The sequence below is a fragment of the Bradyrhizobium sp. LA2.1 genome, assembly GCF_040547725.1.
In the GTDB taxonomy this organism is placed as follows: Bacteria; Pseudomonadota; Alphaproteobacteria; order Rhizobiales; family Xanthobacteraceae; genus Bradyrhizobium; species Bradyrhizobium barranii.
Window position 1 is genome coordinate 244,979 of sequence record NZ_JBEPQI010000002.1, and the last position, 25,161, is coordinate 270,139.

Genomic DNA, 25,161 nt, shown 5'->3' on the forward strand with positions numbered 1-25,161 from the left:
AAAGCCGCAGGTGTGACCGTCGGTTCATTGACGGCTGAGCGAAGGCATTGAATCATCGCGCATATTTTAGGTGCTGCGATGTTAGAGATTGGTATTTTCAGCGTAATCCTTCTGGCTGCCGGCTATTGGGCGACCCTGTTCGTCATGGGCCGTCGCGACGACGTCATCCATGGCAAGTTCGTCCACGTCGACGAGGAGGGCGATTTCACGCCAGCCGCGATGCCGGCGCCACCACCGCCATTCCCGAAACGTCAGGGCAAAGCTGCGCAGCCTGACAAGGTCCAGCCTGCGAAGGCGGAGGCGAGGCCGGTCAACAGCGATGCGCTGCAATCGCTGCTGGCTGCGATCCAGCAGGATCTCAAGACCATCGCCTGATCTGCGACGCTCAGACGCTGCCGCGCTCGACCAGGAACAGCTCGACGGCGAGCCGCTGCTCGGCGCGCGGCGTGCCTGATAGCCGCGCCAGAAGCAGTTCGCCCGCGATCCGTCCCACGGCCGCCGCATCGAACGAGATGGTGGTGAGACCGGGCGTGATCTGATCGGCGACGTCGTTGTCGCCGAAGCCGAGCAGCGCCAGATCGCGCGGCACCGAGAGGCCGCGGGCGCGGGCCTCGATCAGCGCGCCGGTCGCGAGCAGATCGTTGGCGCAGAACACCGCATCGACGTCGCCGCCGCGTTCGAGCAGGGCGGTGAAGGCGGCGCGGCCGTCGACGAGGCCCGTGATCTCACCGACGCCGATCTCGTGGACGATCTCGAGGCCGAGCTTTGCCGCTGCGTCCCGAAAACCGTCGCGGCGCAGCGCGCCACGGCCGCTGCTGCGGCCGATGAAGGCGACGCGGCGATGTCCGCCCTCAGCCAGCCTGCGCGCCGCCATCGCGCCGGCATCGGCATTGGGCAGGCCGACCAGCATGTCGATGGGGTCGCGCGGGAACGCCCAGGTCTCGATCACGGGAATGCCGAGCTCGAGCAGCGCGGCACGATTCTCCTCGAGCTCGATCACGCCGGTGAACATCACCGCTGCGGGGCGGATGCCGCGCAGCGACTGGATCATCGCGACTTCCTTGGCATAGGAGTAGGAGGTCTGGCCGACCAGCACCTCGAAGCCTTCCGGCTCCAGCGTGGCGGCAAAGCTGCGCACCGCAAGGCCGAACTGCTGGCTGAGAATGTTGGAGACGAAGGCCATCACCACGTTCGAGCGCCCCGAGCGCAGCGCGCGCGCATGCGGGTTGGAGGCGTAACCGGTCGCCTCGATCACCTCGAGGATGCGCTCGCGGGTCTCGCGATTGACCTTCTCAGGGTGGCGCAACACCCGCGACACCGTGATCGGCGCGACGCCCGCGCGCTCCGCGACCTCCTCGATGCGCGGCGGCCGCCCGCTCGCGCTGGCGCGGCCGGGCGGCGCTGGAATGCGCACAACGTCGTCATAGGTCGGCTTTGCCGGATCGGTCATCGAATCCCGAGTGTAATCGCAGTCGGTATCGTCTCCAAAACTCAGCGCGCCGGCAGCTCGTCGCGCGACAGCGCGCGGCCGACCTGGACCAGGCAGTCGCCGCTCTGGCTGTCGGTGTGCAGGCGCTGCGAGATCACGATGCCGTCGGCGGGGAAGCGCAGCACCTCTTCCGGCAACTCCGGGCGCTCGAAATCATGGTACCAGCCGGCGACGTCACCGGCCGCAACCCGCGCGCCGACCATGACGGCGGGCTCGAACCAGCCGCGACGGGTTGCGAACACCGCCTGCGCATGGCTTTGCAGCGCCAGCAATTCGGTGGCGCGCTCGACCGGCGCATGTGGTCCGAGCACCGGGGCCTGGACGAGGCCGAGTGCGAGCAGCAGCCGATCGACGGCGCGTGCCGTGAGTGCCATCGTCTGCGGCGTAACGGTGCCGCCGCCACCGAATTCACCGGAGAGCCCGATCGCGCCGGCGCGTGCAGCCGCGGCCATCGAGGTCGGAGCGGTCGCGCCGTTTTCTGCGACGAAGGCGAAGGGCATCCCCAACCCCTCCATCAGGCGCAGCGCGTGGCCGAACATCTCGGGCGTGCCCTGCCGCTCGATCAGCGCGCAAGGCACATGCGCCATCGAGGTGCCGCCGGAATGGATGTCGAAGACGACTTCGTGCCGCGGAAACAGCTCGTGCTCGAGGAAGTGCGCAAGCCGGAACGTCGGCGTGCCCGCGGCATCGCCGGGGAAGGCGCGGTTGAGGTTGCCCTCGTCGAGCGGCGAGCGGCGGCGCGCAGCCATCACGGCTGGCCAATTGGCGAAGGGCAGGATGGTGATCTCGCCTTTGACGCCCTTTGCATCGAGCCGGCGATACAGCCGCGTCAGCGCGATCTCGCCCTCATATTCGTCGCCGTGATTGCCGGCCATCAAAAGCAGTTTTGGCCCGGCGCCGTTCTTGATCCGGAAGATCGGGATCTTGAGCTGGTAGTAGGGGGAGCGATCGATCGAGAAGGGAATGCCGAGATGGCCCGACCATTTCTGGTCTTTCTCGAAATCGATCTCGTGGAAAAGTCCGGTATGCATGGCTTGCCTCGCGGCCGCGCCGTCGCCGGCGCCGGCCAAAGGTTGAAAGGGTGGCGGCGCCCTAGAGCAAGGCGACCGCGGTCATCTCGACGCGCAGGTCGGGATCGGCGAGGCGGGCTTCGACGCAGGCGCGCGCCGGCGGGTTGGCCGGATCGATCCAGGCATCGTAGACCGAGTTCATGGTGTCGAAGTCGGTGATATGAGGCAGGAAGACGTTGACCGCGATCAGCTTGGAGCGGTCGGAGCCGGCTTCCTTCAGCAACGCGTCGATCTTGGCGAGCACCTGCTGGGTCTGCGACACGATGCCGGCCTTGCGGTCATCGGCGACCTGGCCGGCGATGTGCACCATGCCGCCGGCGGCGACGGCCTGGCTCATGCGCGAGCCGACGACGTAACGTTTGATCATCTCGAAATTCTCCTCGTGAAGGTTGGCTCCCGCATGATGCGGGAGCCGTGCGCAAGCTTACAGCGTCGGCAGCGTCTGCTCTTCCTTGAACCACTTCAGTTGCAACGCGCCGAGCTTGCCGTTGAGCTTGTTGAAGAAGATGTCGGTGTTGATCCAGTTGAGCAGGTTCTGCTCGCCCTGGCGCACGCCGACATGGGCCGGCGACTGGCGGATCAGGAACTTCAGCTCGACCTCCTTGGTCGGGTTCTGGTCTTGCACCTTCAGCGCGATGGCGCTGTTCTCGGCGAAGGTGTCGGCTTGTCCCGCGAGAAAGGCGGCGAGTGCGGCCGGCGTATCCTCGAAACGCACCAGCTTCACCTTCGGCGCGTTGTCGGTGAGCCAGACGTCGAGCGTCGAGCCCTTGGCGACCGCAATGCTGCGGCCATCGAGATTGTCAGGCCTCTTGCCGGTGGCGGCCGGAATTGCCTTGGCGCCGTAGACGCCGAGGTTCACCACGGCATAAGGCTGCGAGAACATCACCTGCTGGGCGCGCTCGGGCGTCGCGCCGAGGCCCGCGATCAGGATGTCGATCTTGTCGGAGAGCAGGCTCGGGATGCGCGCGGCGCCCGTCACCGGCACGAGCTCGAGCTTCACGCCCATATCGGCGGCGATCAGCCGGGCGAGGTCGGCATCGAGGCCCGCGATCTCGCCCTTGTCGTCCTTGAAGCCCCACGGCGCGGCATCGGTCAGCAGGCCGACGCGCAGCTTGCCCGCGCCGAGCACGTCCTGGAGCTTGTCGGCTTGCGCGAGGGTGGGGGCAGCGAGCACGGCGAGCGCCGTGGCTGCGATCGCAAAGAGGGACTTCAGTTGTCTCATGACTCTCTCCTGGTGGCGGATGGCTGGTTGATCATTTGGCGGACGCGATGAAGCTTGCGAGCTCGGGGGTTTCAGGATTGGCGAACAGCTTTGCCGGCGGTCCCTGTTCCCAGACGCGGCCCTGGTGCATGAAGACGATGCGGTTGGCGACGTTGCGGGCAAAGCCCATCTCGTGGGTGACCAGGATCATGGTCATGCCCTGCTTCGCCATCGCCTCCATCACCTTCAGGACTTCGCCGACGAGCTCGGGGTCGAGCGCGGAGGTGACCTCGTCGAACAGCATGAGGTGAGGGCCATGGCGAGGCACCGCGCGATGGCGACGCGCTGCTGCTGGCCGCCGGAGAGCTGCTCCGGCCAGGCGTCGATCTTGTCGGCGAGACCGACGCGGGTCAGCACATCTTCAGCCAGTGCACGCGCTTTCGCTTTGTCGGTGCGGCCGGTGAGGAGCGGGGCGAGCGTGATGTTGCGCTCGACCTTCAGGTGCGGAAACAAGTTGAAAGCCTGGAACACGATGCCGACGCGTTGACGGAATGCCTTCAGGTCAGGCATCCTGGCGTGGACCCTTTCGCCCTCGACGCGGATCTCGCCGGAATCGACGGTCTCCAGTGCATTGATGCAGCGGAGCAGGGTCGACTTGCCCGAGCCGGAGCGGCCGATGATCGTGACGATCTCGCCTTCCTCGACGTCGAGCGAGACGCCCTTGAGCACCTCGACCTTGCCGAATGTCTTGTGCACGTCGCGGATTTCAACGAGAGCCATCGAGGCGGGCCTCCAGAGAGCGGGACCAGAGCGTGAGCGGCAGGCACAGCGCGAAATAGATCGCGGCGACCAGCGCGTAGGTGAGTAGCGGCTGGAACGTCGCCGCGCTCACCACTTGCCCGGCGCGGGCGAGCTCCACGAAGCCGAGGATCGAGGCGAGCGAGGTGCCCTTGATCAGCTGGACCAGGAAGCCGACGGTCGGCGGCAGCGACAGCCGCAGTGCTTGCGGCGCGATGATGTGGCGGAATTGCTGCCAGGCGGAGAGGCCGAGACAGCTGCCTGCCTCCCATTGCGCCTGCTTCACGGCTTCCAGCCCGCCGCGCCAGATCTCGCCGAGGAAGGCGGCGGTGTAGAGCGTGTAGGCGACGGTGACGGCAACGAGGGCCGGCACCTGGATGCCCAGGAACATCGGCATGCCGAAATAGAAGAAGAACAGCAGCCCGAGCAGCGGCACGCTTTGGACGATCTGGATGCACGCCGCCATCGTCCAGCGCAGGCCGGCGAAGCGGCTGATGCGGCCCGTGGCGAACGCCAGCGCCAGCGGCGCACCGAAGGCGAGCGCGAGCACGACGAGCGCAACTGTCCAGCGCAGCGCCGCGAACAGCGAGACGAAATCGATGAGGGTGAAGGATCGCATCGCTGTCCCCTCAGCGCCGCCGCGGCCAGCGGAAGGCCGCCAGACCGATGATGGCGAACAGCGCCTTGAACGACATCGCCATCGCGAAATAGACCACGCAGATCACCGCATAGACCTCGAAGCTGCGATAGGTACGGCTCTCGATGAAGCCCGCGACATGAAACAGCTCGTCGGCGGCAACCTGCGAAGCGAGCGAGGTGCCGAGCAGCAGCAGGACGAACTGGCTGGTCACGGCCGGATAGGCGTTGCGCAGCGCCGGCGGCAGCAGGATGTGACGGAACACCTGCCAGCCCGACAGGCCAAGGCACTGGCCGGCCTCGATCTGGTTCTTCGGCACGGAATCGAGACCTGCGCGGATGATCTCGACCGAGTAGGCGCCGAAATAGAGCGACAGCGCGACGGCGGCGGCTTCGAACGCCGGCAGCTTCAGGCCGAAGTTCGGCAGCACGAAGAAGACGATGAAGATCTGGATCAGCGACGGCGTGTTGCGGAACAGCTCGATGTAGCCGCGCACCAGCCAGCGCAGCGGCGTGATGCGCCCCTTCAGCGCGACCGCGCCGGCAACGCCGATCAAAAGCCCGGCCAGCGCCGCGATCACCGTCAACTCGAGCGTGACGATGGCGCCGTCGATGAGCTGGTTCTGATAGCGCCACAGCGGCAGGAAATTCATTGCGCGCGCCGCCTCAGCCGAACTGGGTGGGGAGGGCGCGCGTCACCACGCCGTCGGCATCGAGGCCGAGGATGACGCGCCAGCGGTCGAGGCAGGTGCAGGGATGCGAGATGCCGAAGGCGATGACGTCGCCGACCGCAAGCGTGCCATCGGGCGCAACGGACAGGAATGCATGCTGGTCATTGAGACGGGTGACCGACAAGGTCTCGGCGAGCCCTTGCTGCGCGACGCCGTCGCGGAAGACGCGCAGCGGAACCGGCAGCCCCTGGTCGAACGAGGCATCGCGCATGCCGAAGCCCGCTATCGCAAGGCTTGCCTCCGGCCGCGACAACACCTCGGCCCAAAGTGTCAACGCAGGCCGGAAACCCTCGGCCGCCGAGTGCCGCGCGCCGTCAATGACGAGACCGCCGCGCCGGTCTACTTCCGCGAAGGCTCGCGCATAGATGCCGTGATCGGCGAAGAACACGGCGCCTGAGCGCAGGAGGACGCTGGCGTTGCCGTCCGCCTGCGCGCTTGGTGCGAGCGCGCGGGCGACGACGTCGAAATAGGCTGAGCCGCCGGCGCTGATGATCAGCGGCCGGCTCGGGGCGGCATGACGTACCAGCGCGAAGGCGGCGATGGTGCGCTCCATCAGCGCCGCCTTCGCGCGCATCGTCTCGTCGCCGTCGGGCGTTGCGACCGCGCCTTCGTAAGTGGCGACGCCGCCGAGCAGGAGGCCGTCGGCCGCGAGCACCGCGGCCATCGTCGCTTCGACCGCGGCGCGATCGCGCGCGCCGGCCCGGCCCGCACCGAGCTCGACCAGCACGGACAATTCGCTGCGGCCCGCAATCCGGGCCGCTTCAGCGAGCGCTGCGACCGCCGCCGGTGAATCCGCGAAGGCGTGAAATTCGACGTCGGGATAGGCGCCGAGCAACGCGCCGAGCCGCCGGCCGGCCGCGAGCCCGCCGATTTCGTTGGCCAGCAGCAGGCGCCGCTCGCCGCTCGCGAGCAGCACGGCGGCCTGCTGGATGTTGGCAACCGTCGTGCCCCAGGCGCCGGCCTCGCGCAGCGACCGGGCGAGCTCCGGCGACATCGGCGTCTTGGCGTGGGGCGCAACGGCAACGCCGGCGCTCCTGCACCAGCGCAGGAAGAGGTCGCGGTTGGCTGCGAAGGCGGCTTCATCGAGGGTGAGGGCGGGCAGGGCGAGGTCGCCGCGGCAAGGCCGCCAATCCTGGCCGGCGATCTCCTCGATCGGCAGGCCATCGACCGAGGGGATGCCCCGCGTGGTCGTTGAAAGACGTTGGCTCTCCCACCGGGACAAGAACTGCATCGTCGCTCCCTCAGCGGCCCCTCGACCGCTAGGGAACGATAGGTCGGAATGACAACGTTGTCATTAGCGGATTCTAGCCAATCTTGGCGCGAATTCGATGCAGGGAGGTAATTTGGTAAGGTGTTGTGCCCGTGAATTGGGCTAGTGCTCGCCGCCCATCTGGGCGAGCAGCTCCTCGATATCGACGTCGACCTGGCCCGCGGCCCTGACGTGACGAACTTCAAGACTGTTCGGCCGGAAGCGATATTCGACGAGCCCGACTTCCTTGATCGCGATCCGGTCCTGGCGCGCGTCGTTGATCCTGAAGCCGGCCGACGGCGCCCAGACGTGGCGGGTGTGGCGGTAGGTGAAGTCGCGCCGCTGGTGCACATGCCCGCTGGCGATGAGGCGCAGGTCCACCGTCGAGAACATCTCGATCAGGCGCGCGCGTGCCGGCTGCGGCACGTAGCGGATCGAGGTCTCCGGCGTCTCGGGGTCGTCGGGCAGGTTGAGAAACATCGGCTTGTGGACGAACAGCGCGATCGGCCTGCCGTTGATGCGCGCCATTTCCCGGGACAACCAGTCGAACTGCTCAGCCTCGAAGGCGAGCCCGGAATTCATCACCAGCGAGTTGAGGCCGATGAAGTGCCAGCCGGCCGCTTCGAACGACCAATGGTCTTCGCCGATGATGTCGCGGAATTGTTGGCGGTGCTTTTCCTCGACCGGCGGCTTGGGCGCAGGCCCGATCGCTGTTGGATTGTCGCCGATGTCGTGATTGCCGGGGAGGTAGCGGCAGGCGACGGGCAGGGCGTCGTGCCGGCTCTTGGCGAATTCGACATCGTCGCGACTTGTCGGCTCGTCGAAGGAGACGTCGCCGGTGTTGACGACGAGGTCGGGCCTATCAGCGTCGATGTGCTCGCTGACGCGATCGAAGTTGGCGATCAGGCCGGGGAAGCGCCGGCCGAGATGGGTGTCGGAAATCTGCGTGAGGCGAAATTCGGACATGGGGTGAGCATACGCGTTGTCGCACGTCGGAACGATGACGGCGCGCGCATGCATTGCGATGAAACAAAGTTTAAAGCACGCGATAGCGGATCGTGTAGGCGTCCTGCGGAGCGACGCTGCCGGTGGCCGGCGAGGCGATGCGGTCGGCGAGGTGCCAGGGTCCGAACTGCTCGGACCGGTGCGGCTCGGCGGGCAGGCGGAGGCGGAATTCAAAGGTGCCCTTGCCGGGCAGGTTCACGACCAGCACGCGGTCGGCGGTGCGGTGGTTGAGCGCCACGGCGCCGCGCAGCACGGAGCGGCCATCACCGAGTTCGCGCACGCCGTCGACCAGCGCCAGCGTCTGGTTGCGGTCGGTGTGCAGCTCGATCTGGCTGTCGGTCACCGCCGTCAGCGTTTCCCTGGGCATCCGGATCTCGAACTCGACCGCCGGCTTGGACGGGTTGAGGCCGAGATAAGCCAGCGCGGCGTGGCGCATGTCGTAGGCGGCGAAGGCAAACAGGGCGAGGGCGGCCAGAGTGGCGAGACCATGCCTGACGACGTCGCGCCAGCTCCGGTAGCTCAGGCGGAAGTACACTGTCATCGCCAGCGCGACCGCGAGCGCCGCCGCCATGCCTGACAGCGCCGACATCAGGACGCCGAGCCGGCCGTCCGCGGATTCGGTCAAAAGGCTGGAGAGGGTGTTCATGTCAGTCTCTTGGCGCTAGCTCGCCTTGCGGTCCCGGGGACCGAAATCGCTTTAACTATCGGCCTTTGGTCGCGGGACCGGGAACACCGGTTCAACTCGTTGATTGTCAGCGCCAGCAGTCGCGGCTAATGACGGTCCGCGGTGTTCCGCCTGACGGGAAAGTTCCGATGTCCATCCAAATGGTTTTGCTGCCTGTCTTCGTGCAGGTCGGTCTCACCTTCGCACTCCTGATCGGAATGGTACTGGCGCGCCGGCGCTCGCTGGTCTCCGGCGAGACCAAGAGCCGCGACATTGCGCTGGGCGAGCAGTTCGAATTGCCGGTGCTGTTCTACGCGCTGATCGCCCTGGCGCTGCCCTTGCGCCATGCCGATCTCTTCATCGTGTTGATGTCCTGGGTGTTCGTGGTGACGCGGTTCGCCCATGCCGGGGTGTTCGTCTCCTCCAACGACCCCGGCCGGCGCTCCACGATCTGGCTCGCGGGTGTGCTTGTGCTGCTCGCGATGTGGATCTACTTCGCGCTGAAGATGCTGTTGTTGATCTAGGCGCGCGCATGATCCGGACCCGGAGGGCCGCGTTAGCGCAAAGTGGATACCGGTTTTCCGACAAGATCAGCGCAAAACAAAAATAGCCAATCCTGACCTGAAAGATTCAAATGACTCCCGCTGCCCGGCTGTCCGCAGCCATCGAACTGATCGACACCATCGAGAAGGACCGCGTGCCCGCGGCCAAGGCGCTGAAGGAGTGGGGCACCGCGCACCGCTTCGCTGGCTCCGGCGACCGCGCCGCCATCGCCGGCCTCGTCTGGGACGTGCTGCGCCGCTATGCCTCGAGCGCCTTCCTGATGGACGCCGACACCGCGCGCGCCCGGCTGATCGGCATGCTCCGCCTCGAGCGCAACATGGATGCGGCCACCATGGGCGCGCTGTTCGACGGCAGCCGGTTTGCACCGGCGCCGTTGACCGAGGCCGAGCAGGCCGCGCTGGCCTCGCGTTCCCTCAAGGACGCGCCGGCTGCGATCGCCGGCGATTATCCTGATTGGCTCGACCCGTACTTTGCGAAAGTGTTCGGCGAGGAGCGCGCCGCGGAGGCGGCCGCGATGGCGAGCCGGGCGCCGCTCGATTTGCGCGTCAACACGCTAAAATCCAATCGCGACAAGGTGCTGCGCGGGCTTGCTCATCTTCATGCGGAACCGACGCCATGGTCCGCAAACGGCCTGCGCATCGAGCTTTCGGCCGATGCGCGCAATCCCGGCCTCCAGGCGGAGGAGGATTTCATCAAGGGCGCCGTCGAAGTGCAGGATGAGGGATCGCAGCTTGCGGCCAGCTTCACCGCGGCAAAACCCGGCGAGCAGGTGATCGATCTCTGCGCCGGCGCCGGCGGCAAGACGCTGGCGCTCGCAGCGATGATGCAGGGCAAGGGCCGGCTGATCGCGACCGACAGCGACAAGCGCCAGCTTGCGCCGATCCACGAGCGCCTGTCGCGCGCCGGCGTCCACAATGCCGATGTCCGCACGCCCAAGGGCGAGGCCGATCCGCTGGCCGACATCAGCGGCACCGCCGACCTCGTCGTGATCGACGCGCCATGCACCGGAACCGGCACCTGGCGCCGCAATCCGGACGCCAAATGGCGCATGCGCCCCGGCGCGCTGGAGATCCGCCTGCGTGACCAGGCCGAGGTGCTGGAGCGCGCCGTGCCGCTGGTCAAGGCCGGCGGGCGCATCGCCTACATCACCTGTTCGGTGCTGGCGGAAGAGAACGGCGAGCAGGTGAGGGCGTTCACCGCCCGCCATCCCGAATTCGCGATCGTGCCGCCGGAGCAGACCGCAAGCGTGCTCTGGGACAAGGCGGAGGATTTCGCAAAGGCCGCGCTGCAGTCGGATGAAGGCTGGCTGATGACGCCGCGGCGAACGGGGACGGACGGGTTCTTCGTCTCGGTGTTGAAGAAGATGTAGCTCTCGTAGTGACCCTCGTAGGGTGGGCAAAGCGAAGCGTGCCCACCATTCGTAGTGTGAACACCCAAAGATGGTGGGCACGGCGCGCGAAGAGCGCGCCTTTGCCCACCCTACGCCACCGCGTGTGCCGCGCCGCAGTTCCCCAAAACAAAAACCCCGCGAACCGAAGCTCGCGGGGCTTTCTAACTCGACGTTCTGCCGGTACGTCCGTGGTCAGAACGGTGCGTGGGCGTTAGCCGACGCGGAGATTGTCCGCCGACGACTTGCCGCTGCGGCGGTCGGCGACGATGTCGAACGAGACCTTCTGACCCTCGTTGAGGGAGGAGAGGCCAGCGCGCTCGACGGCGCTGATGTGAACGAACACGTCCTTCTGGCCGTCATCCGGCTGGATGAAACCATAACCCTTTTGGGTGTTGAACCACTTCACGGTGCCCATAGCCATGGGAATTTCCTTTAGTTAGTTAGAGAGGATACGCACGTGGACCGGTACGCGAAATTGCGCCCATGATCCTGTTCAGTCGATGTTTGGGGAAGTCATCTGAAGCGTGCGCGCCCGTCTGCAACGAAGCGAAGCGGCCCAGTCGTTCGGCCAAGTATCGATGATCACAATATAGCGAGAATTTGGGGCTACTTCAAGGCACCACCCGTGGGCCGGCATATGGCGCGGCTTTGCTATTTTGCGGTGCAAATGAGCCGCCCGACAGCCCTCAATCCACGATGAAAAGCGTCGCCCCCGTGGCCGTCGAGGACCGGTGCGCGGCGTCGCCGAAGTCCGAGACCTGGTAGCTCATCCCCGCGGTGAGCTTGAATTTCCGCCCGTCGCGCAGCTCGCTGTCGAGCTCGCCCTCGAGCACGTAGAGCACGTGGCCGCGGTCGCACCAATGGTCGGCGAGATAGCCCGGCGAATACTCGACCATCCGCACCCGGAGATCGCCGATGTTGAGCGTCCGCCACTTGGCCTGCCCGGTCTCGCCGGGATGCGTGGTGGCCTCAACCTTGCTCCAGTCTGTGACGGTGAAGGGGGAGGCGGGGAGTTTCATGGGGAATCCTATGTCAGAGCCGGCGGGCGCAGTGTTAGCGCACGCCCGTCCGGCAGTCTCCGTCATCGTGAGCGATACTCGGTGTCATCGCCCGACTTGATCGGGCGATCCAGTATTCCAGAGGCCGCGCCGTGATGCGGAAAAGCCGCGGCGTACTGGATTCCCCGCTTGCGCGGGGAATGACAGCGGTGGATGGGGCGGCACCGTCTGCACACGATAAGCGCGTGGCCGACAGCAATGCGCGCAAGCGTCACTGCGCCAAATGGTTCGCCGACCCCTGCACGATCAGCCCCGCATCATTCACCCGCAGATACTCGCAGATCCGCTTCCCCCGCTCGTTCTCGTAAAACACCACGACGCTATCCGGGCTGACGAACAGGTCGATCAGCGCAAAATGCAGCTCCGGCAGCAGGGCGAGCGCCTTGCCCCAATACCCCCGCAACGCGTCCTTGCCGCGCACGGTGCCGCTGGCGTTGAACCCCATCGCGGGGATGCGGTCGGAGGTCATCACGGTGTCCTCGGCGTAGAGTGTCAGCACGCGCTCGAGATCGCGCGCATTCCAGGCCTCGACCCAGGTCCGGCCGAGTGCGGCAAGCGTCGATGGCTGGTGGTGCTGTGACATCGCGTTCTCCCTGATTAGCCCCCTGTTTGGCGTGAGGGCATATTAGGTCAATAATACTTACCTATATCGATTTGTCCATGCCCAAAGAAGAATGTGGGCGCGCGCATCGCGCGGTTGCGGGCAGGGGCACGGTCGCGTATTTGCTGGCCATGACAGCAGCACAGAACGACCGCTCCGCGTCGACGCCCTCGGTGGCCTCGGCGCACGACAAGATTCTCATCGTCGACTTCGGCAGCCAGGTGACGCAGCTGATCGCGCGTCGCGTGCGCGAGGACGGCGTCTATTGCGAGATCGTCCCGTTCAACAAGGCCGAAGAGGCCTTCAAGGAGATGAAGCCGAAAGCGGTGATCCTCTCCGGCGGGCCTGAATCGGTGCATGAGGCCGGCTCGCCCCGCGCCCCGCAATTGATCTTCGCCTCCGGCGTGCCGGTGCTCGGCATCTGCTACGGCCAGATGACCATGGCGGAGCAACTCGGCGGCACCGTCGAGGGCGGCCATCACCGCGAGTTCGGTCGCGCCGATGTCGAGGTCAAGGCGCCGAGCAAGCTGTTCGAGGACGTCTGGTCGCCGGGCGGCAAGAACCAGGTCTGGATGAGCCATGGCGATCGCATCACAAAAATGCCGCCGGGCTTCTCGGTGGCCGGCACCTCGCCGAACGCGCCGTTCGCGATCATCCAGGACGAGACGCGCAAATACTACGGCCTGATGTTCCACCCCGAAGTGGTGCACACGCCCGACGGCGCCAAGCTGATCCGCAATTTCGTCCGCAAGATCGCCGGCCTCTCCGGCGACTGGACCATGCGCGCCTTCCGCGAGGAGGAGATCGCGAAGATCCGCGCCCAGGTCGGCAAGGGCAAGGTGCTCTGCGGCCTCTCCGGCGGCGTCGATTCAGCCGTCGCGGCCGTGCTGATCCACGAAGCCATCGGCGACCAGCTCACCTGCGTGTTCGTCGACCACGGCATGCTCCGCCTCGACGAAGCCAAGACCGTGGTCGATTTGTTCCGCCACCACTACAACATCCCGCTCGTGCACGTGGATGCCTCAAAGCAGTTTTTGGGCGAGCTCGAAGGCGTCACCGATCCCGAGACCAAGCGCAAGACCATCGGTCGCCTCTTCATCGAGGTGTTCGAGGCGGAGGCGAAGAAGATCGGCGGCGCCGACTTCCTGGCGCAAGGCACGCTCTACCCCGACGTGATCGAGAGCGTCTCCTTCACCGGCGGCCCCTCGGTGACGATCAAGTCGCACCACAATGTCGGCGGTCTGCCCGAGCGCATGAACATGAAGCTCGTCGAGCCGCTGCGCGAGCTGTTCAAGGACGAGGTGCGCAAGCTCGGCCGCGAGCTCGGCCTCCCCGAAATCTTCGTCGGCCGCCACCCGTTCCCGGGCCCCGGCCTCGCCATCCGCTGCCCCGGCGACATCACGCGCGAAAAACTCGACATCCTGCGCAAGGCCGATGCCGTCTACATCGACCAGATCCGCAAGCACGGCCTCTACGACGACATCTGGCAGGCCTTCGCCGTGCTGCTTCCCGTGAAGACGGTGGGCGTCATGGGCGACGGCCGCACCTACGACTACGTCGTGGGCCTCCGCGCCGTCACCTCCACCGACGGCATGACCGCGGACTTCTACCAGTTCGACATGAAGTTCCTGGGCGAGACCGCGACGCGCATCATCAACGAGGTGAAGGGCGTGAACCGGGTGGTGTACGACGTGACGAGCAAGCCGCCCGGGACGATTGAGTGGGAGTGAGGGGGCGCCTCTCCTAAGGTCGTATAACTGTTTTTCCTATTCAACCTAGACGAGAAAGATTGGCTTTGCTTCTATGTGGGAGCTTAGGTTGCTGATTTTGCTCGGAGGCTGGACTTGACCTCAGAAATTTGTGTGATGAACCGTCACTCGTTGGTGCTCGCCGCTGACAGTGCGGCAACGGTTTCGCGCTGGGAGGATGGCAAGAAGGAAGAGCGATACTTCAAGGGGTCGAACAAGATTTTTCAACTTTCGAACTCCGAACCTATTGGCATCATGATCTACGACTCTGCCGACCTTCAGCGGATTCCGTGGGAGCTCATTGTCAAAACGTTCAGGTCGGAGTTCGCGTCCAAATCGTTTCGTTCAGTTCGAGAGTACGGGCTGCAGTTTTTGAGCTTCATCGAGCATCATCGCGGCTTGTTCCCTGCGAAATATCTCGACGAACTCTTGGTCGAAAACGTTGATCAGATCATGATTCGCTTCCTGAACATGATCAACGATGATGATGCAGTGAAGGCTGTGGCGACTGACGTAGCCGCCGCAAATGAAGCAAAGAAAGCGGCCCTCGATAATTACATCGCTATCACCAGAACATTCCCTCTCGCGCCGCCACTAACACAAGAGGACCTTGCTGCGGCTAAGGCAAAGCACCTTGTGCGACTGGAGGCCGAAGCCGAGGCGGACTTGAGGCTGTTTTCAGATAGTGCGCCGCTGGATAAGGCCAGTCTTATCGATCTCGGACTTGAGGCGCTCTTTCGAAGGCCGGGAATCTTTCTGTCGCAGACTGGCATCGTAATCGCTGGCTACGGCACCGACGACTTCTTTCCGTCGTACGTGGAGTTCTCCTGCTTAGGATTCGTCGGGGAGCGGCTCTGTGCAATGGAGAAAGGAGATCACGCAATCACGCGGCGAGACTCCGGCTTTTTCAAAGCTTTCGCTACGACTGCCATGGCAGATACGTTCACAATGGGATTTGGCCCTGACGTGTTCAACTTGGTTCGTTCATATCTCCGGGATGTCTTGCAGGACTTTGCAGGAAAGCTGGGGGCGAATCCGCCGAACTTAGCTGATCTGGTGGAGGAGGCCGTAAGTACGCATACTGATAAGTGGACTAACGACGTTTTCGAGAGGCACAGCAGGCCGTTGCGCCGGGTAATTGGATCGCTTCCTACCGATGAACTTGCTGAATTGGCCGAAACTCTCGTGATGCTGGAATCCCTGAAGGAAAGAGAAAGCTATATTTCGACCCTAAACTGAATTCGCGGTTCTTTTTGCGGCAAGCAAGCCGACCATCAACGAAGCATGGAGACCGCCGATGGCCCAGAGCAATAGAGAAGAATACGACGACCTGCTGAAGAAGAGCGGCGCTACCAATCGGAAGATTGAGGCTGCTCAAAAAGGGCGTATAGCAATAGCGCCGAAGCGGGACACCAGTCGGCTTGAATTCGAGCGTCTGCTTAAGAGGGCGCAGCGAAGCAGTGATGATGAGGTTCCAAAGTCTCTCCGCAATCGGTCCTGATTTGATGGAGCGGGAGCAAGTAGAGTGCAGCGAAGGTCCTACTTTGTAATGTGACAGCTGCACCGCCCGTCCTTGAGCCAGTGTCCATGTCCGTTGCGCGCCCTCAAGAGTTGCCGTCAGCGCGTAGGATGGTAGAGCGTAGCGAAACCCATCGCAAGTGCAGGCGAGATTAATGGGTATCGCTTCCGACAGGCTGAACTGAAGCATGGGATTTGGCGTCTTCATCCATCGATCGGACTCGATCTACGATGACAGCCCGGCCGAACGATATCAGTTTCCCAGTCAGTATTTGCGTCGTGTTGAGGCCTGCATCGGCGATTGGATCGTCTACTACGAACCTAGCAAGGTCGCCGAGACGCGTGGCTACTTTGCGATTGCTCGGGTTCGGCAGGTTATGCCCGATCCCGCTACTTCGGGGATGTATCTCGCGTTGATTGAACCCGGAAGTTATCTCGATTTTGCCAACCCGGTTCCTTTCAAGGGGCCAGCGGGTCCTGTGGAACGCGGCGTCCTGAATGAGCAGGGGCGAATTTCGGGACGTGCTCAGTCGGCAGTCCGCCCAATCTCGCCCGACGATTTCAATAGAATATTCGAGCTTGGTTTCGCCGAGGGCGCACCGCTGCTGCCCCGAGTTGATGCCGATGTTAGGTTGTCTCAACTTGACGAAAAAGAGCAGGCGCCGTTCATATTTGAGCAGCAGCGAGATCGCGTCAGCCTTACGGTATCGAGACTTCTGCGCGATCGAGTTTTTCGTCGAATAGTACTGCGTGCCTACGATGAGCGCTGCGCCATCACCGGGCTGAAGCTCATTAATGGAATGGGACGCGCAGAGGTCGCAGCGGCGCACATACGGCCTGTGGAGGCAAATGGGCCGGACATCGTGAGCAATGGGATCGCACTGTCCGGTACCGCTCATTGGATGTTCGATCGTGGTTTGATCAGCTTGGCCGATAATTTGGAAATACTGATCTCGCGCCAGACAAACGATCTAGAAGGAGTTCGATCGGTCATCAACAAGACCGGTCGTGCGCTTGAGCCAAGGAGGCCATCGGACCGGCCTCATCCGCATTTTTTAAGGTGGCACCGCGAGCATTGCTTTAAGCAATGAGTATGTAAGCGGCAGCGCACCGCTCTGCCGCCGCGATTTCATCTTGTTCCCGCCCCGAGATTACGGTGACAGTGCATTTAACTATCGCTCGCCAAGAAAGGCTTGCGAGTTGAATGCACTGTCACCGCAATTCGGTCGCGCGCTGCTCGAAGCGCGCGCGACCAGTTCTTGGCGTCGATCACACGTCGTAGATCGACTACTGCTCCTTCCTAAACAAATCCTGGAAGATGAGTTGGCCCCAGACGCCGCCGCGTGCGTGCACCAGCGCGCCACCCTCGTTGAGCTTTCCCAGCTTGACGGGTGCGAACCCGAGTTGTTTGGCCAAGGCCGCGACGGGAGCGGTCGCGTCCTCGTCATCACCAGACAGAAAGACGACCCGGTGGCCGCCCTCGACGACCGGATCGGCAGCCAGGGTGGTCGCAACCAGGTGATTGAAAGCCTTCACGAGCTTGGCGCCGGTGAACGCCTTCGCGACGAAGGCGGAGGACGGGAGACCGTCCAACTCCTCGAGGGGAACCAACGCGTTCATCGCGTCGATGACCGTCTTGCCTTTCCAGCTCGACAGGGCCTTCGCAACCTCGCGATGCTCCCCGAACGGGACCGCCAGGATGATTGTGTCGGCCTCGACTGCTTCCCGCAGCGACTTGGCGACGACCGTGGGGCCAATCGCCAGAGCCTGCGGCGCCAACGCCTCGGGCGGCCGGCGGCTCGCGACTGCTACCTCGATGTTCTTACGGGCGAAGGCGCGGGCGAGGGCCTGGCCTATCTTACCGAATCCTATAATCGCGTAGCTCATAATGTCTCTCCGATTTTCAGATGGCCGAGAAGCCGCCATCGACAGACAACTCCACCCCATTCACGAAGCTCGAATCATCTGAGGCAAGAAACAGCGCGACCGCCGCAATTTCCTCAGGACGACCCATCTTTCCCCGCGGGATCAGGGATTCGAACATCCGCTTCGCCTCCTCGGTGAGAACCTGGTCCTGCATCGGTGTGGCGATCGGCCCCGGGCTCAGCACGTTCACCCGGATATTCCTGCCCTTCAGTTCGTTGAGCCACGTGCGTGCGAATGAGCGCAACGCCGCCTTGCTCGCCGCATATACGCCGTAACCGGGAAAACCTTTCACCGACGCAACTGACCCGGTCATGAAGATCGATCCGCCATCGCGCAACAGCGGCAAGGCCTTCTGAACCGTGAACAGCGTGCCGCGCGTATTCAGGCCGAAGGCCGCGTCGAAATGCTGCTCGGTAATCTCGCCCAGTGGGACGGCTTCGCCGATGCCGGCGCTTGCGTACAGGACGTCGATCCCGCCCTTGTCCCGCTTGACCGTGTCGAACAGACGGTCGAGGTCGTCGAGATTGGCCGCGTCGCCGCGCACGCCGGTCACGTTCCGGCCGATCAGCCTGACGGCCTCGTCGAGCGCCGCCTGCCTCCGGCCCGTGATGAAGACATAGGCGCCTTCTTCAACGAACCGCCTGGCGCTCGCCAGCGCCATCCCGCTTGATCCACCCGTGACGACTGCAACCTTACCTTCAAGCTTTCCCATGACTTTTCCTTTGAGACTCCGTCTTTGGTCGTTCGGGGAGGCCCCCGAGGACCTCGACATAGGTCTGCCGGCGTCAGGCGTTGAGTGCGGAAGCGCGCACATCGGTGGTGCGAAATCGATCCGGCTGGACGATTGACGCCAGCCGTGGCGATCGCTGTCCGCCGTCCGGAATTGGGCCGCGCTTGGCGGCATGGGCTGCGATCACCGCCTGTGCTACCCACATACGAGATGCTGTTCGATGTGTTTGACGGGCTTTGGAAGGCGCACCCCGGCGGTGCTGGAATGCACCATGATCGACTGGGATGACGTTCGCTATTTTCTTGCCGTCGCGCGTGGAGGCTCGGTGCGAGCCGCCGCTGAGCGCCTCGGGGTGAACCATTCGACCGTGCTGCGACGCGTCGCCCAACTGGAGGAGCGGCTCGGGGCGCTCATGTTCGAGAAGCTGCCGTCGGGCTACCGCCTGACGGCTGCGGGGGAGGAGGTCCTCGAGCTCGCGGACCAGATGGAAGCGTCGTCGCACCAATTGGAGACGCGCGTCTTCGGCCGCGACCAGAGCGTGCGCGGGCTTCTGCGGGTGACGCTGGCACCGCCGCTTGCGACACACCTGCTCATGCCTGATTTCGCCGATTTCGCGCGTCTGCATCCGGACATCGAGATGGACATCCTGTCGTTCGGCGAGCTGGCAAATCTGACCAACCGGGAGGCCGACGTCGCGATCCGCGTCGTCTACGACCGCAAAACCCTGCCGCTCAATCTTCACGGCCTGAAGGGACCGGAGCTGTTCGGCGGCGTTTACATGTCCCGGGATCGACTAGCCGCGTGGCGTGCGGGCGCGCCCGATCCCGTCAGGTGGATCGTCATAAGCATTCATGGAATTCCGGATTGGGCCCACGAGGGTGAGGTTCGCACCGCCGAAGTTCCGTTCAGGGTCACAGATGCCGGAGCGCAGATCGTTGCTGCACGGCAAGGGCTCGGGATCACGACACTGCCGTGCTTCGTCGGCGATGCCGACCCCCTGCTGGTGAGGGTGCCGGGCACCGACCTGCACATGTACGGAACGCTCTGGCTTCTCACGCAGGGCGAGACGCGGAAGACGAAGCGCGTGCGGCTCTTCACCGAGTTCGTATCCCGCAGGCTCGCCGCGTACGCGCCGCTTCTCGCGGGGCTGTCCATATCGGGCGACTGATGTGCGTCAGGCCGCCGGCGACGCTTGCCGTAATCCGGTCGGAAGCCGAGCTGCGATCGCTTGAAGCGGCGTCGTTCAATCCGCGAAATGTTGCGCCGTACCGCAACCGGATGCGAATGTCGCAGAACGGTCAGAAGCGGTCCTTGCAGAGACCGTCGACAGGTCAGCTGCATTTCGATGCTTCTGTGATGAACCCATCGCTGCCGACATGTTGGCAAGCCAGGCGCCTTGAAGAAACGCACCACCAACCTCCAACTTAATGCGAGAGTGTCTGGCTGCCGTTCGCACAATTGACGAGCTTTTGCGGCCAGTCGGGTGCCGACGCGGCGCATGTCCTCTGGGTCCGGTTGAGCCATTTGAGATAACTCGTCGCCGCCAGGATTGATGCTACGGCGAGCAGAATGCCGCCAACAACATCGATGATGTAATGTGCGCCGATCACGGGGGTCGCCGCGATCATCAGGATATTGATAGCTGCCGCGATGCCTCCCACGGCACGTACCGGCCACAACGCCCACATGTAGAGCACGGCTGACGCGGCATGGAAGCTCGGGAATGAAACGATACCGGCCAGCTTGAAAAGTCGGAGTTCGCGCAGGCTTCCGTCACGCAAGGCCAGGATGTCCCGCAATTGTCCGGCATAGACCGATGTGTCGATGTTCGGGTACCGAGCCGGTGGCAGCTGCAATCCGTAGTAGGTGCCGATGGCCGGCACGAATACAGAGATGGCGATTGCGACCGCGAGCGCAACACTCATTGCGAGCACAAACAATTGCAGCCGTGCGTACTGCGCCGTGAGGACGAGTACAATGGGAATGCCGAGCAGTGGCCATTTGATCAGCCCATATGCGCGCGACAAGATGATCGCAAGCCATGGGTGGTCGTTGACGTACCGAACGATAGGCTCGGGATCCAAACCAAGTGCGCGATCCACAGAGAGCAGCGCCTGATCCTGGAGAGGATACCCTATTGCTCCCGCGACATAACTAAGCGGTCCTACGATGGCGCAGGTGAGAATGACCTGTCCAATCGTTCCGAGCGAGAAAAAGAGCTTCGGATCGGTGCGATCACCCCTGGTCAGCCGATGATGATAAGAGACAGCGAGCAGTGCCGCCGCGATCGCCAGCGTTGTGCCAAACGCGATCGGTTCGAGACGAAGATTGGTGGACGTCAGCCCTAACGCGAGCAGACTCCCCATAACGGCAATGATCAACCAGTTTGCGTTGAACAGCTGCCAGGCGGCTTGAGGATCCTCGTCGATTTTATGTGAGTTTCTCGGCGGCTCGGCGCTTCCCTTGACCGCCGTCATTCTTGCGTCGGATTTCATTCCCAGCGAACCTTGCAATCAAAACGAACCGATGGGTTCGCATGAGCGTCGTTATCAACCTAAAGTCGATCATAATCAGGGGTTGCGCAAGACGTGTCGCACAATCGAAAGAAGTTCCAGGTTAACGGCGGGTGAACGAGAGCCATTATCCTCGTTTGTCGAGCGCCCATCAGGACCATTCACAAAGCGAACCGACGAGGAGGGCGGATTCTGGGCGCAAAGCGAACCGGCATTGCTGGTGCGCCGCGCTGGGATTTGCCTTCGCGCGTGCTGTGCGGGCCATCATGACGGGCGACGCCGCCGGCCTCTCGACCGAACTCGCGATTACAGTGACAGTGCACTCAATGTGCGAGGCTATCCGCTCTTTGCGCGTGGACGGGCGTCGGCCCGCTGGTCGCGGGCGCGGTCGCCGAGATGTTCGGCCTGCGCTGGCAGGCGATGATCCAGGGCCTCGCCTTCATGAGCCACCAGATCGGCAGCTTCCTCGGCGCCTACCGAGGAGGGGTGCCCTACGACGCGCTCGGCTCCTACACCATGGCCTGGCGCACCGGCGTGGCGCTGGGCTTGGCCGGCGGCCTCATCCAGGTCGCGTTCGCGCTGATCCGGCCGTGGCAGCCGCCCGCGCCGGTGCTGCGGACGGCGTAGCTGGCGAGCCGGCCATCGCACTTCCATCGGCCGAAGACGTCGAGGGCGTTCAGCTTGCACATTCGCGTAGCAAGGTTGTGATTTTCGTATCAAGATTTCGGGCGACGGAGAGTGCGTCCGAATTGCCATAAGGCAGCAGAAAACTCTCCATTTTGTCGTAAGAGACATGCACGCCATCGGAACGCTCATCAATGAGCACCGTGACTGGAGCGTAAGATCCAGCATCGGGCACGTGCTTGACCATTTCTTTCATGATGAGTGGATTGCCGATCACAAGCCGTATGATTTTAGGTGTCTTGGATCCGGCTTCGCGACGCAGAATGTCGCCCAAGTCAAATTCCGCGAAAAGCATAAGGTCCGTTCGGCCGAGGCCGCTTCGTACAACGCGCTCCAAATCCGGGAAGGAATTTGTCGCCCTCGTTTCCTTGAAAAATTCGACCATGTTGGGCTGCCCGACCGCCGACTTGAGCGCCGCCACAATAGTATCGAATGATTTTAAGCTCGTGAGGCTGAAGCGCTCCACTTCGATTTTAGCGATTGTCATTTTGTCCTCTGTAACAACTCTCATTGATAAAGTGCGCCTGATCCCGTCAGAACGCGCCTTGTGTCATGCGGCCGCGGGTTGGGCATCCAGGAAAGTCCGGACGTGGCTGACGAAGATGTCGTGGTGCTGAAACAGCGCGCCGTGCCCTGAATCGGGATAGAGGACCAACTGAGCGTTGCTCAGTTCCCTAGACATTGCGTAAGCGTTGTTCGCAGGCAGCATGGTGTCGTGGCTGCCGCTGACCACAAGAACGGGCTGGCGGATAGCGCGCAGAATGGCGTGCCCGGGATCAGGTGTGGCGCACCAGGTGATCAGCGCCTTGGCCTGTGGATCGGTTACCGCGCTGCCGTTATCGGTGTCCCGATCATCCTTGCGCACCTTGGTCCTCTTCAGGAAGGCCAAGCCGGACGACCGACTGGCGGATGAATTCGTGAAGAACAGCGGCAGGCGGGGGTCCGGCGCATCGGTTTGGGAAAACGCTTCCTGCAGAACCGCCAACAGGTGTTCCTCTCCGCCTTTCGGCGCGGTACCGACGAGTATGAGCTTGCGGACCAACTGTCCGTGTTCGGCGGCGATCTGCTGAGCGACGCAGCCGCCGAGAGAAAAGCCAAGCAGGTCCACTTCGAGGAGGCCGAGCAAGTCGATGAAATCCACGGCGTCTCGTGCCATCGTCGCGACGTTGTCGGGCGTTTGACCGGTCGACCGGCCGACCCCTGCGTTGTCAAAGGCGATCACGGGGCGATCAGCGGCCAGAGCGTTGACGACGGCGGGATCCCATCCGTCGATGTTTCCCGAGAAGTGCTGCAGAAGAACCAGCGGTGTTCCAGTCGCGGGGCCGAGACGGCGATAGGCGAAGCGGATTCCCTGGCCTTCGATGTAACGGGTTGGCGCCGTTTCGAGTGTGAGGGCGTCCTGGTTCGCGATGTCGCGTTGAGTCATATCGTACTCCGGATGCTTGGCATGAAATGATCGAGCGGGTGAGGCACGTAGCGCGGCGACCGAAACCTTCCTCCAGGATGTCGCTGGCGCTTCGCGCCATCGCGGTCCGAGGCGTTCCGCATTCCTCCGAGCGAGCGTGTGCGCTCCCGGCGCGACAGCGCCGGGAGCAGGTTCGTCACTTCGCGAGCGCGGCCTTCTCGATGACCTCAGCGACTTCCTTCGCATGGACCACGAGCGAGGCATGGCTGCCGGCGACTTCCGTCGTCTGAGCCTTCATCCTGGCTGCGAACAATTTCTGGACCTCGGGCGCGATGACTTTGTCCTTCGTGGTGATGACGTAGAACGTCGGCTTGTCGCGCCAGGCCGCAATGCTGACAGGCGCCTCGAACGCAGCGAGGCTCAGCGGAAGCTGCGAGTTGGCCAGGTGCTCGGCGATCTCAGGAGGAAGGTCAGCCGCGACGGCTGACGGAAACAGCTTGGGATCGATATACAGATTGCCCTTCGCGTCGGGATGGATTGCCTTGACGCCTTCGGTCTGCGGGCCGTCTTTGGCCAGCAACGCCAGGGATTGACCGACCTCCGGCGCGAAGGCGGAGACATAGACCAGCGCCGAGACCTTGGGATCGTTGCCGGCTTGCGTGATCACCACGCCGCCCCATGAATGGCCGACCAGAACGGTCTTGCCGTCCTGTTTCGCGAGCGCCTGCTTGGTGGCATCGACGTCGGCGGCGAGCGAAGTGAGCGGATTTTCCACGAGCGTGACGTTGTAGCCCTTCTTCGACAGAATATCGGCAACGGGCTGCCAGCTCGTCTGGTCCACGAAAGCGCCGTGCACGAGCACGATGTTGTGGGCTGCTCCCTTGGGCAGCTCAGCGGAATGGGCGGGGCCGACCCATGCTGTTCCGGCCAGGAGTACGGTGGCGGCTGAGAGAAGGACATTTAGCATTGATTGTTCCTGTTGATATGTCGGACGGAATAAGGTCCGGGGGGAATGGACAGGCGTTTCCTGCAAGGTCGCGGTTTCTTCCATCCGCCGTTGGCGAAATGGTTGCCGCACATGACGTCGGCCCGCCGCGACATGACCTAGTTCGCAGGGTTTTCGGACGGTAGGGATCAATCGTCCGGATGTTGTGTCCGACCGTCCACCGGACTAACTTCGGCGGCATGGACATCCTCGCCCAAGTGCTCGATCGCGTTCGTCTCGGTGGGACGCTGCTGTTCCACTTCGAGCTCGGCCATCCCTGGAATCTGGCGCTGCCGGCGCGTCCCTACGCGCTGTTTCACTATCTCAGTCGGGGCTCCGCGACCCTCGCGCTCGAACTCGGACAAGAAATCCAGATGACCGAGGGCGATTTTGTCGTCATCACACGCGGCGAGCCCCATGTGTTTTATTCGGATCGCCGGGCCAAGCCTTTGCAGATTGTGGACCTCGATCGATCGTCGGCACGTCTTGGCGTCGTTCGTCACGGCGGCCGTTCCAAGCCGCTCTCGACCATGATCTGCGGCAATTTCACCGTGTCGCGGCCTTCGTTCAGCAGCGTGCTGGAGATGCTTCCGCCCGTGCTTCTGTTGAAGCCGACGGCGGACGGTGGCTGGCTCGAAGCGATCCTGCGTCGCATGGTGAGCGAGTCCGCGCTCGAGCGTCCCGGCCAGCGCGTTGCGCTCTCACGACTGACGGAAGTGCTGTTTGTCGAGGTGCTCCGAAGCTGGATCGCGTCTCTCAGTCCCGGGCAAGGCGGCTGGCTTGGGGCCATATCGGACCCGCATATCGGACCGGCGCTCAAGTTGATCCACGAAAACCCGGAGCGGCCCTGGACCCTGAGCGACCTCGGCCATCGCGTGGGGCTCGGCCGCTCCGTATTCTCGGCCCGCTTCACCAAGCTCGTCGGCCAGTCGATGCACCGCTATGTGATCGAACGCCGGATGGCGGAAGCGGCGTTCCTGCTCGAAACCAGCGATGAGCCCATCGCACGGATCGCGAGCCAGGTCGGGTACGAGACAGCGGCGGCGTTTTCGAAACTCTTTCATCGACATCATGGCATGTCGCCCGGCCGCTACCGGACCTCTCAGCGCCTTGATGGACACCAAGGTCAACCGCACGGTTCGGAAGTGAACGTCTCCGATTGAACGTGCGTCAGTTGCTCCGCCGCGCTTTCATCT

General features: G+C 63.5%; 27 protein-coding genes and 2 pseudogenes. 9 read left to right on the forward strand and 20 right to left on the reverse strand.

What is annotated here, in order from left to right; translation table 11 throughout:
* Nucleotides 1-78: 78 nt before the first annotated feature.
* Nucleotides 79-375, forward strand: coding sequence for a hypothetical protein (locus ABIB95_RS04015; protein WP_071914848.1), 297 nt, complete (start codon nucleotides 79-81; stop codon nucleotides 373-375).
* A 10-nt stretch (nucleotides 376-385) separates the two neighbouring features.
* On the opposite strand, the gene ABIB95_RS04020 is transcribed toward ABIB95_RS04015, so the two are convergent.
* The 10 genes and pseudogenes from ABIB95_RS04020 to ABIB95_RS04065 all read right to left on the reverse strand — a co-directional run bounded on the left by ABIB95_RS04020 (nucleotide 386) and on the right by ABIB95_RS04065 (nucleotide 8,825).
* On the reverse strand, nucleotides 386-1,450 hold the full coding sequence (locus ABIB95_RS04020; RefSeq protein WP_354237981.1) for a LacI family DNA-binding transcriptional regulator: 1,065 nt from the start codon (nucleotides 1,448-1,450) through the stop codon (nucleotides 386-388).
* Nucleotides 1,451-1,491: 41 nt separating this feature from the next.
* The gene (locus ABIB95_RS04025; RefSeq protein WP_071917517.1) at nucleotides 1,492-2,520 is read right to left on the reverse strand and encodes a succinylglutamate desuccinylase/aspartoacylase family protein; all 1,029 of its coding nucleotides are present in this window, start codon (nucleotides 2,518-2,520) and stop codon (nucleotides 1,492-1,494) included.
* 61 nt (nucleotides 2,521-2,581) lie between these two features.
* Nucleotides 2,582-2,926 carry a RidA family protein gene (locus ABIB95_RS04030; RefSeq protein ID WP_018645782.1) on the reverse strand — a complete coding sequence of 115 codons (345 nt, stop codon included), beginning with the start codon at nucleotides 2,924-2,926 and terminating at the stop codon, nucleotides 2,582-2,584.
* A 57-nt stretch (nucleotides 2,927-2,983) separates the two neighbouring features.
* Entirely contained in the window at nucleotides 2,984-3,781 is a 798-nt protein-coding gene (locus ABIB95_RS04035; protein WP_354237982.1) for a transporter substrate-binding domain-containing protein, read from the reverse strand.
* A gap of 31 nt (nucleotides 3,782-3,812) precedes the next feature.
* A pseudogene (locus ABIB95_RS04040) lies at nucleotides 3,813-4,540 on the reverse strand (amino acid ABC transporter ATP-binding protein).
* On the reverse strand, nucleotides 4,527-5,177 hold the full coding sequence (locus ABIB95_RS04045) for an amino acid ABC transporter permease (protein WP_014495918.1): 651 nt from the start codon (nucleotides 5,175-5,177) through the stop codon (nucleotides 4,527-4,529). Before ABIB95_RS04045 ends, ABIB95_RS04040 begins: the two are co-directional and overlap by 14 nt.
* A 10-nt stretch (nucleotides 5,178-5,187) precedes the next feature.
* Entirely contained in the window at nucleotides 5,188-5,847 is a 660-nt protein-coding gene (locus ABIB95_RS04050; RefSeq protein ID WP_041957765.1) for an amino acid ABC transporter permease, read from the reverse strand.
* A gap of 13 nt (nucleotides 5,848-5,860) precedes the next feature.
* The gene (locus ABIB95_RS04055; protein WP_354237983.1) at nucleotides 5,861-7,156 is read right to left on the reverse strand and encodes an amino acid deaminase; all 1,296 of its coding nucleotides are present in this window, start codon (nucleotides 7,154-7,156) and stop codon (nucleotides 5,861-5,863) included.
* A gap of 141 nt (nucleotides 7,157-7,297) precedes the next feature.
* Nucleotides 7,298-8,140, reverse strand: a complete 843-nt coding sequence (locus ABIB95_RS04060) for a metallophosphoesterase family protein (RefSeq protein ID WP_354237984.1) — start codon at nucleotides 8,138-8,140, stop codon at nucleotides 7,298-7,300.
* Nucleotides 8,141-8,210: 70 nt separating this feature from the next.
* Nucleotides 8,211-8,825, reverse strand: a complete 615-nt coding sequence (locus ABIB95_RS04065; protein ID WP_354176719.1) for an acriflavin resistance protein — start codon at nucleotides 8,823-8,825, stop codon at nucleotides 8,211-8,213.
* Between the two features lie 167 nt (nucleotides 8,826-8,992).
* Between ABIB95_RS04065 and ABIB95_RS04070 the strand changes: the two genes are divergently transcribed.
* Both ABIB95_RS04070 and ABIB95_RS04075 read left to right on the forward strand, forming a co-directional pair.
* Nucleotides 8,993-9,367, forward strand: a complete 375-nt coding sequence (locus ABIB95_RS04070; RefSeq protein WP_063986431.1) for an MAPEG family protein — start codon at nucleotides 8,993-8,995, stop codon at nucleotides 9,365-9,367.
* A 110-nt stretch (nucleotides 9,368-9,477) separates the two neighbouring features.
* Complete coding sequence (locus ABIB95_RS04075) at nucleotides 9,478-10,776, forward strand: RsmB/NOP family class I SAM-dependent RNA methyltransferase (protein WP_354237985.1); 1,299 nt, start codon at nucleotides 9,478-9,480, stop codon at nucleotides 10,774-10,776.
* Between the two features lie 232 nt (nucleotides 10,777-11,008).
* On the opposite strand, the gene ABIB95_RS04080 is transcribed toward ABIB95_RS04075, so the two are convergent.
* The 3 genes from ABIB95_RS04080 to ABIB95_RS04090 form a co-directional block, all read right to left on the reverse strand.
* Nucleotides 11,009-11,218, reverse strand: a complete 210-nt coding sequence (locus ABIB95_RS04080) for a cold-shock protein (RefSeq protein ID WP_008141931.1) — start codon at nucleotides 11,216-11,218, stop codon at nucleotides 11,009-11,011.
* 265 nt (nucleotides 11,219-11,483) lie between these two features.
* On the reverse strand, nucleotides 11,484-11,816 hold the full coding sequence (locus ABIB95_RS04085) for a DHCW motif cupin fold protein (RefSeq protein ID WP_063983785.1): 333 nt from the start codon (nucleotides 11,814-11,816) through the stop codon (nucleotides 11,484-11,486).
* A gap of 250 nt (nucleotides 11,817-12,066) precedes the next feature.
* Nucleotides 12,067-12,438, reverse strand: coding sequence for a nuclear transport factor 2 family protein (locus ABIB95_RS04090; RefSeq protein ID WP_354237986.1), 372 nt, complete (start codon nucleotides 12,436-12,438; stop codon nucleotides 12,067-12,069).
* Nucleotides 12,439-12,587: 149 nt separating this feature from the next.
* Here ABIB95_RS04090 and guaA point away from each other — a divergent pair, with 149 nt between their 5' ends.
* The 3 genes from guaA to ABIB95_RS04105 all read left to right on the forward strand — a co-directional run bounded on the left by guaA (nucleotide 12,588) and on the right by ABIB95_RS04105 (nucleotide 16,813).
* Nucleotides 12,588-14,186 (forward strand): glutamine-hydrolyzing GMP synthase, encoded by a 1,599-nt coding sequence (gene guaA / locus ABIB95_RS04095; protein WP_354238151.1) that lies wholly within the window; start codon nucleotides 12,588-12,590, stop codon nucleotides 14,184-14,186.
* 114 nt (nucleotides 14,187-14,300) lie between these two features.
* Nucleotides 14,301-15,443: a hypothetical protein gene (locus tag ABIB95_RS04100; protein ID WP_354237987.1), complete on the forward strand. Its 1,143-nt coding sequence runs from the start codon at nucleotides 14,301-14,303 to the stop codon at nucleotides 15,441-15,443.
* Nucleotides 15,444-15,910: 467 nt separating this feature from the next.
* Nucleotides 15,911-16,813 carry an HNH endonuclease gene (locus ABIB95_RS04105; protein WP_354237988.1) on the forward strand — a complete coding sequence of 301 codons (903 nt, stop codon included), beginning with the start codon at nucleotides 15,911-15,913 and terminating at the stop codon, nucleotides 16,811-16,813.
* Nucleotides 16,814-17,009: 196 nt separating this feature from the next.
* Here the strand turns inward: ABIB95_RS04105 and ABIB95_RS04110 are convergent, their stop codons facing one another.
* Both ABIB95_RS04110 and ABIB95_RS04115 read right to left on the reverse strand, forming a co-directional pair.
* Nucleotides 17,010-17,609, reverse strand: coding sequence for an NADPH-dependent F420 reductase (locus ABIB95_RS04110; RefSeq protein ID WP_354237989.1), 600 nt, complete (start codon nucleotides 17,607-17,609; stop codon nucleotides 17,010-17,012).
* Between the two features lie 16 nt (nucleotides 17,610-17,625).
* Nucleotides 17,626-18,360, reverse strand: a complete 735-nt coding sequence (locus ABIB95_RS04115) for an SDR family NAD(P)-dependent oxidoreductase (RefSeq protein WP_354238152.1) — start codon at nucleotides 18,358-18,360, stop codon at nucleotides 17,626-17,628.
* Nucleotides 18,361-18,649: 289 nt separating this feature from the next.
* Between ABIB95_RS04115 and ABIB95_RS04120 the strand changes: the two genes are divergently transcribed.
* Nucleotides 18,650-19,546: a LysR family transcriptional regulator gene (locus ABIB95_RS04120; RefSeq protein WP_354237990.1), complete on the forward strand. Its 897-nt coding sequence runs from the start codon at nucleotides 18,650-18,652 to the stop codon at nucleotides 19,544-19,546.
* Nucleotides 19,547-19,802: 256 nt separating this feature from the next.
* Here ABIB95_RS04120 and ABIB95_RS04125 read toward each other — a convergent pair whose 3' ends face one another.
* Nucleotides 19,803-20,873: a phosphatase PAP2 family protein gene (locus ABIB95_RS04125; RefSeq protein WP_354237991.1), complete on the reverse strand. Its 1,071-nt coding sequence runs from the start codon at nucleotides 20,871-20,873 to the stop codon at nucleotides 19,803-19,805.
* 372 nt (nucleotides 20,874-21,245) lie between these two features.
* Here ABIB95_RS04125 and ABIB95_RS04130 point away from each other — a divergent pair.
* Nucleotides 21,246-21,518: pseudogene (locus ABIB95_RS04130) on the forward strand (MFS transporter); the annotation flags it as partial.
* 49 nt (nucleotides 21,519-21,567) lie between these two features.
* Here the strand turns inward: ABIB95_RS04130 and ABIB95_RS04135 are convergent.
* From ABIB95_RS04135 to ABIB95_RS04150, 4 genes are all read right to left on the reverse strand, one after another.
* Nucleotides 21,568-22,062 carry a DUF302 domain-containing protein gene (locus ABIB95_RS04135; RefSeq protein WP_354237992.1) on the reverse strand — a complete coding sequence of 165 codons (495 nt, stop codon included), beginning with the start codon at nucleotides 22,060-22,062 and terminating at the stop codon, nucleotides 21,568-21,570.
* 63 nt (nucleotides 22,063-22,125) lie between these two features.
* Complete coding sequence (locus tag ABIB95_RS04140; protein WP_354237993.1) at nucleotides 22,126-23,001, reverse strand: alpha/beta fold hydrolase; 876 nt, start codon at nucleotides 22,999-23,001, stop codon at nucleotides 22,126-22,128.
* 175 nt (nucleotides 23,002-23,176) lie between these two features.
* Nucleotides 23,177-23,947 (reverse strand): alpha/beta hydrolase, encoded by a 771-nt coding sequence (locus tag ABIB95_RS04145; RefSeq protein ID WP_354237994.1) that lies wholly within the window; start codon nucleotides 23,945-23,947, stop codon nucleotides 23,177-23,179.
* A gap of 167 nt (nucleotides 23,948-24,114) precedes the next feature.
* Nucleotides 24,115-24,240, reverse strand: coding sequence for a hypothetical protein (locus ABIB95_RS04150; protein ID WP_354238164.1), 126 nt, complete (start codon nucleotides 24,238-24,240; stop codon nucleotides 24,115-24,117).
* Between ABIB95_RS04150 and ABIB95_RS04155 the strand changes: the two genes are divergently transcribed.
* Complete coding sequence (locus ABIB95_RS04155; protein WP_354238153.1) at nucleotides 24,184-25,128, forward strand: AraC family transcriptional regulator; 945 nt, start codon at nucleotides 24,184-24,186, stop codon at nucleotides 25,126-25,128. The two genes, ABIB95_RS04150 and ABIB95_RS04155, sit on opposite strands and share 57 nt — an antisense overlap.
* The last annotated feature ends 33 nt before the right edge of the window (nucleotides 25,129-25,161 follow it).

What these genes read in the sequence shown, in the direction of transcription:
- ABIB95_RS04015 (WP_071914848.1), top strand. Translation starts at nt 79, where the DNA reads ATGTTAGAGATTGGTATTTTCAGCGTAATCCTTCTGGCTGCCGGCTAT.
- ABIB95_RS04020 (WP_354237981.1), bottom strand. Translation starts at nt 1,450, where the DNA reads ATGACCGATCCGGCAAAGCCGACCTATGACGACGTTGTGCGCATTCCA.
- ABIB95_RS04025 (WP_071917517.1), bottom strand. Translation starts at nt 2,520, where the DNA reads ATGCATACCGGACTTTTCCACGAGATCGATTTCGAGAAAGACCAGAAA.
- ABIB95_RS04030 (WP_018645782.1), bottom strand. Translation starts at nt 2,926, where the DNA reads ATGATCAAACGTTACGTCGTCGGCTCGCGCATGAGCCAGGCCGTCGCC.
- ABIB95_RS04035 (WP_354237982.1), bottom strand. Translation starts at nt 3,781, where the DNA reads ATGAGACAACTGAAGTCCCTCTTTGCGATCGCAGCCACGGCGCTCGCC.
- ABIB95_RS04045 (WP_014495918.1), bottom strand. Translation starts at nt 5,177, where the DNA reads ATGCGATCCTTCACCCTCATCGATTTCGTCTCGCTGTTCGCGGCGCTG.
- ABIB95_RS04050 (WP_041957765.1), bottom strand. Translation starts at nt 5,847, where the DNA reads ATGAATTTCCTGCCGCTGTGGCGCTATCAGAACCAGCTCATCGACGGC.
- ABIB95_RS04055 (WP_354237983.1), bottom strand. Translation starts at nt 7,156, where the DNA reads ATGCAGTTCTTGTCCCGGTGGGAGAGCCAACGTCTTTCAACGACCACG.
- ABIB95_RS04060 (WP_354237984.1), bottom strand. Translation starts at nt 8,140, where the DNA reads ATGTCCGAATTTCGCCTCACGCAGATTTCCGACACCCATCTCGGCCGG.
- ABIB95_RS04065 (WP_354176719.1), bottom strand. Translation starts at nt 8,825, where the DNA reads ATGAACACCCTCTCCAGCCTTTTGACCGAATCCGCGGACGGCCGGCTC.
- ABIB95_RS04070 (WP_063986431.1), top strand. Translation starts at nt 8,993, where the DNA reads ATGTCCATCCAAATGGTTTTGCTGCCTGTCTTCGTGCAGGTCGGTCTC.
- ABIB95_RS04075 (WP_354237985.1), top strand. Translation starts at nt 9,478, where the DNA reads ATGACTCCCGCTGCCCGGCTGTCCGCAGCCATCGAACTGATCGACACC.
- ABIB95_RS04080 (WP_008141931.1), bottom strand. Translation starts at nt 11,218, where the DNA reads ATGGCTATGGGCACCGTGAAGTGGTTCAACACCCAAAAGGGTTATGGT.
- ABIB95_RS04085 (WP_063983785.1), bottom strand. Translation starts at nt 11,816, where the DNA reads ATGAAACTCCCCGCCTCCCCCTTCACCGTCACAGACTGGAGCAAGGTT.
- ABIB95_RS04090 (WP_354237986.1), bottom strand. Translation starts at nt 12,438, where the DNA reads ATGTCACAGCACCACCAGCCATCGACGCTTGCCGCACTCGGCCGGACC.
- guaA (WP_354238151.1), top strand. Translation starts at nt 12,588, where the DNA reads ATGACAGCAGCACAGAACGACCGCTCCGCGTCGACGCCCTCGGTGGCC.
- ABIB95_RS04105 (WP_354237988.1), top strand. Translation starts at nt 15,911, where the DNA reads ATGGGATTTGGCGTCTTCATCCATCGATCGGACTCGATCTACGATGAC.
- ABIB95_RS04110 (WP_354237989.1), bottom strand. Translation starts at nt 17,609, where the DNA reads ATGAGCTACGCGATTATAGGATTCGGTAAGATAGGCCAGGCCCTCGCC.
- ABIB95_RS04115 (WP_354238152.1), bottom strand. Translation starts at nt 18,360, where the DNA reads ATGGGAAAGCTTGAAGGTAAGGTTGCAGTCGTCACGGGTGGATCAAGC.
- ABIB95_RS04120 (WP_354237990.1), top strand. Translation starts at nt 18,650, where the DNA reads ATGATCGACTGGGATGACGTTCGCTATTTTCTTGCCGTCGCGCGTGGA.
- ABIB95_RS04125 (WP_354237991.1), bottom strand. Translation starts at nt 20,873, where the DNA reads ATGAAATCCGACGCAAGAATGACGGCGGTCAAGGGAAGCGCCGAGCCG.
- ABIB95_RS04135 (WP_354237992.1), bottom strand. Translation starts at nt 22,062, where the DNA reads ATGACAATCGCTAAAATCGAAGTGGAGCGCTTCAGCCTCACGAGCTTA.
- ABIB95_RS04140 (WP_354237993.1), bottom strand. Translation starts at nt 23,001, where the DNA reads ATGACTCAACGCGACATCGCGAACCAGGACGCCCTCACACTCGAAACG.
- ABIB95_RS04145 (WP_354237994.1), bottom strand. Translation starts at nt 23,947, where the DNA reads ATGCTAAATGTCCTTCTCTCAGCCGCCACCGTACTCCTGGCCGGAACA.
- ABIB95_RS04150 (WP_354238164.1), bottom strand. Translation starts at nt 24,240, where the DNA reads ATGGCCGAGCTCGAAGTGGAACAGCAGCGTCCCACCGAGACGAACGCG.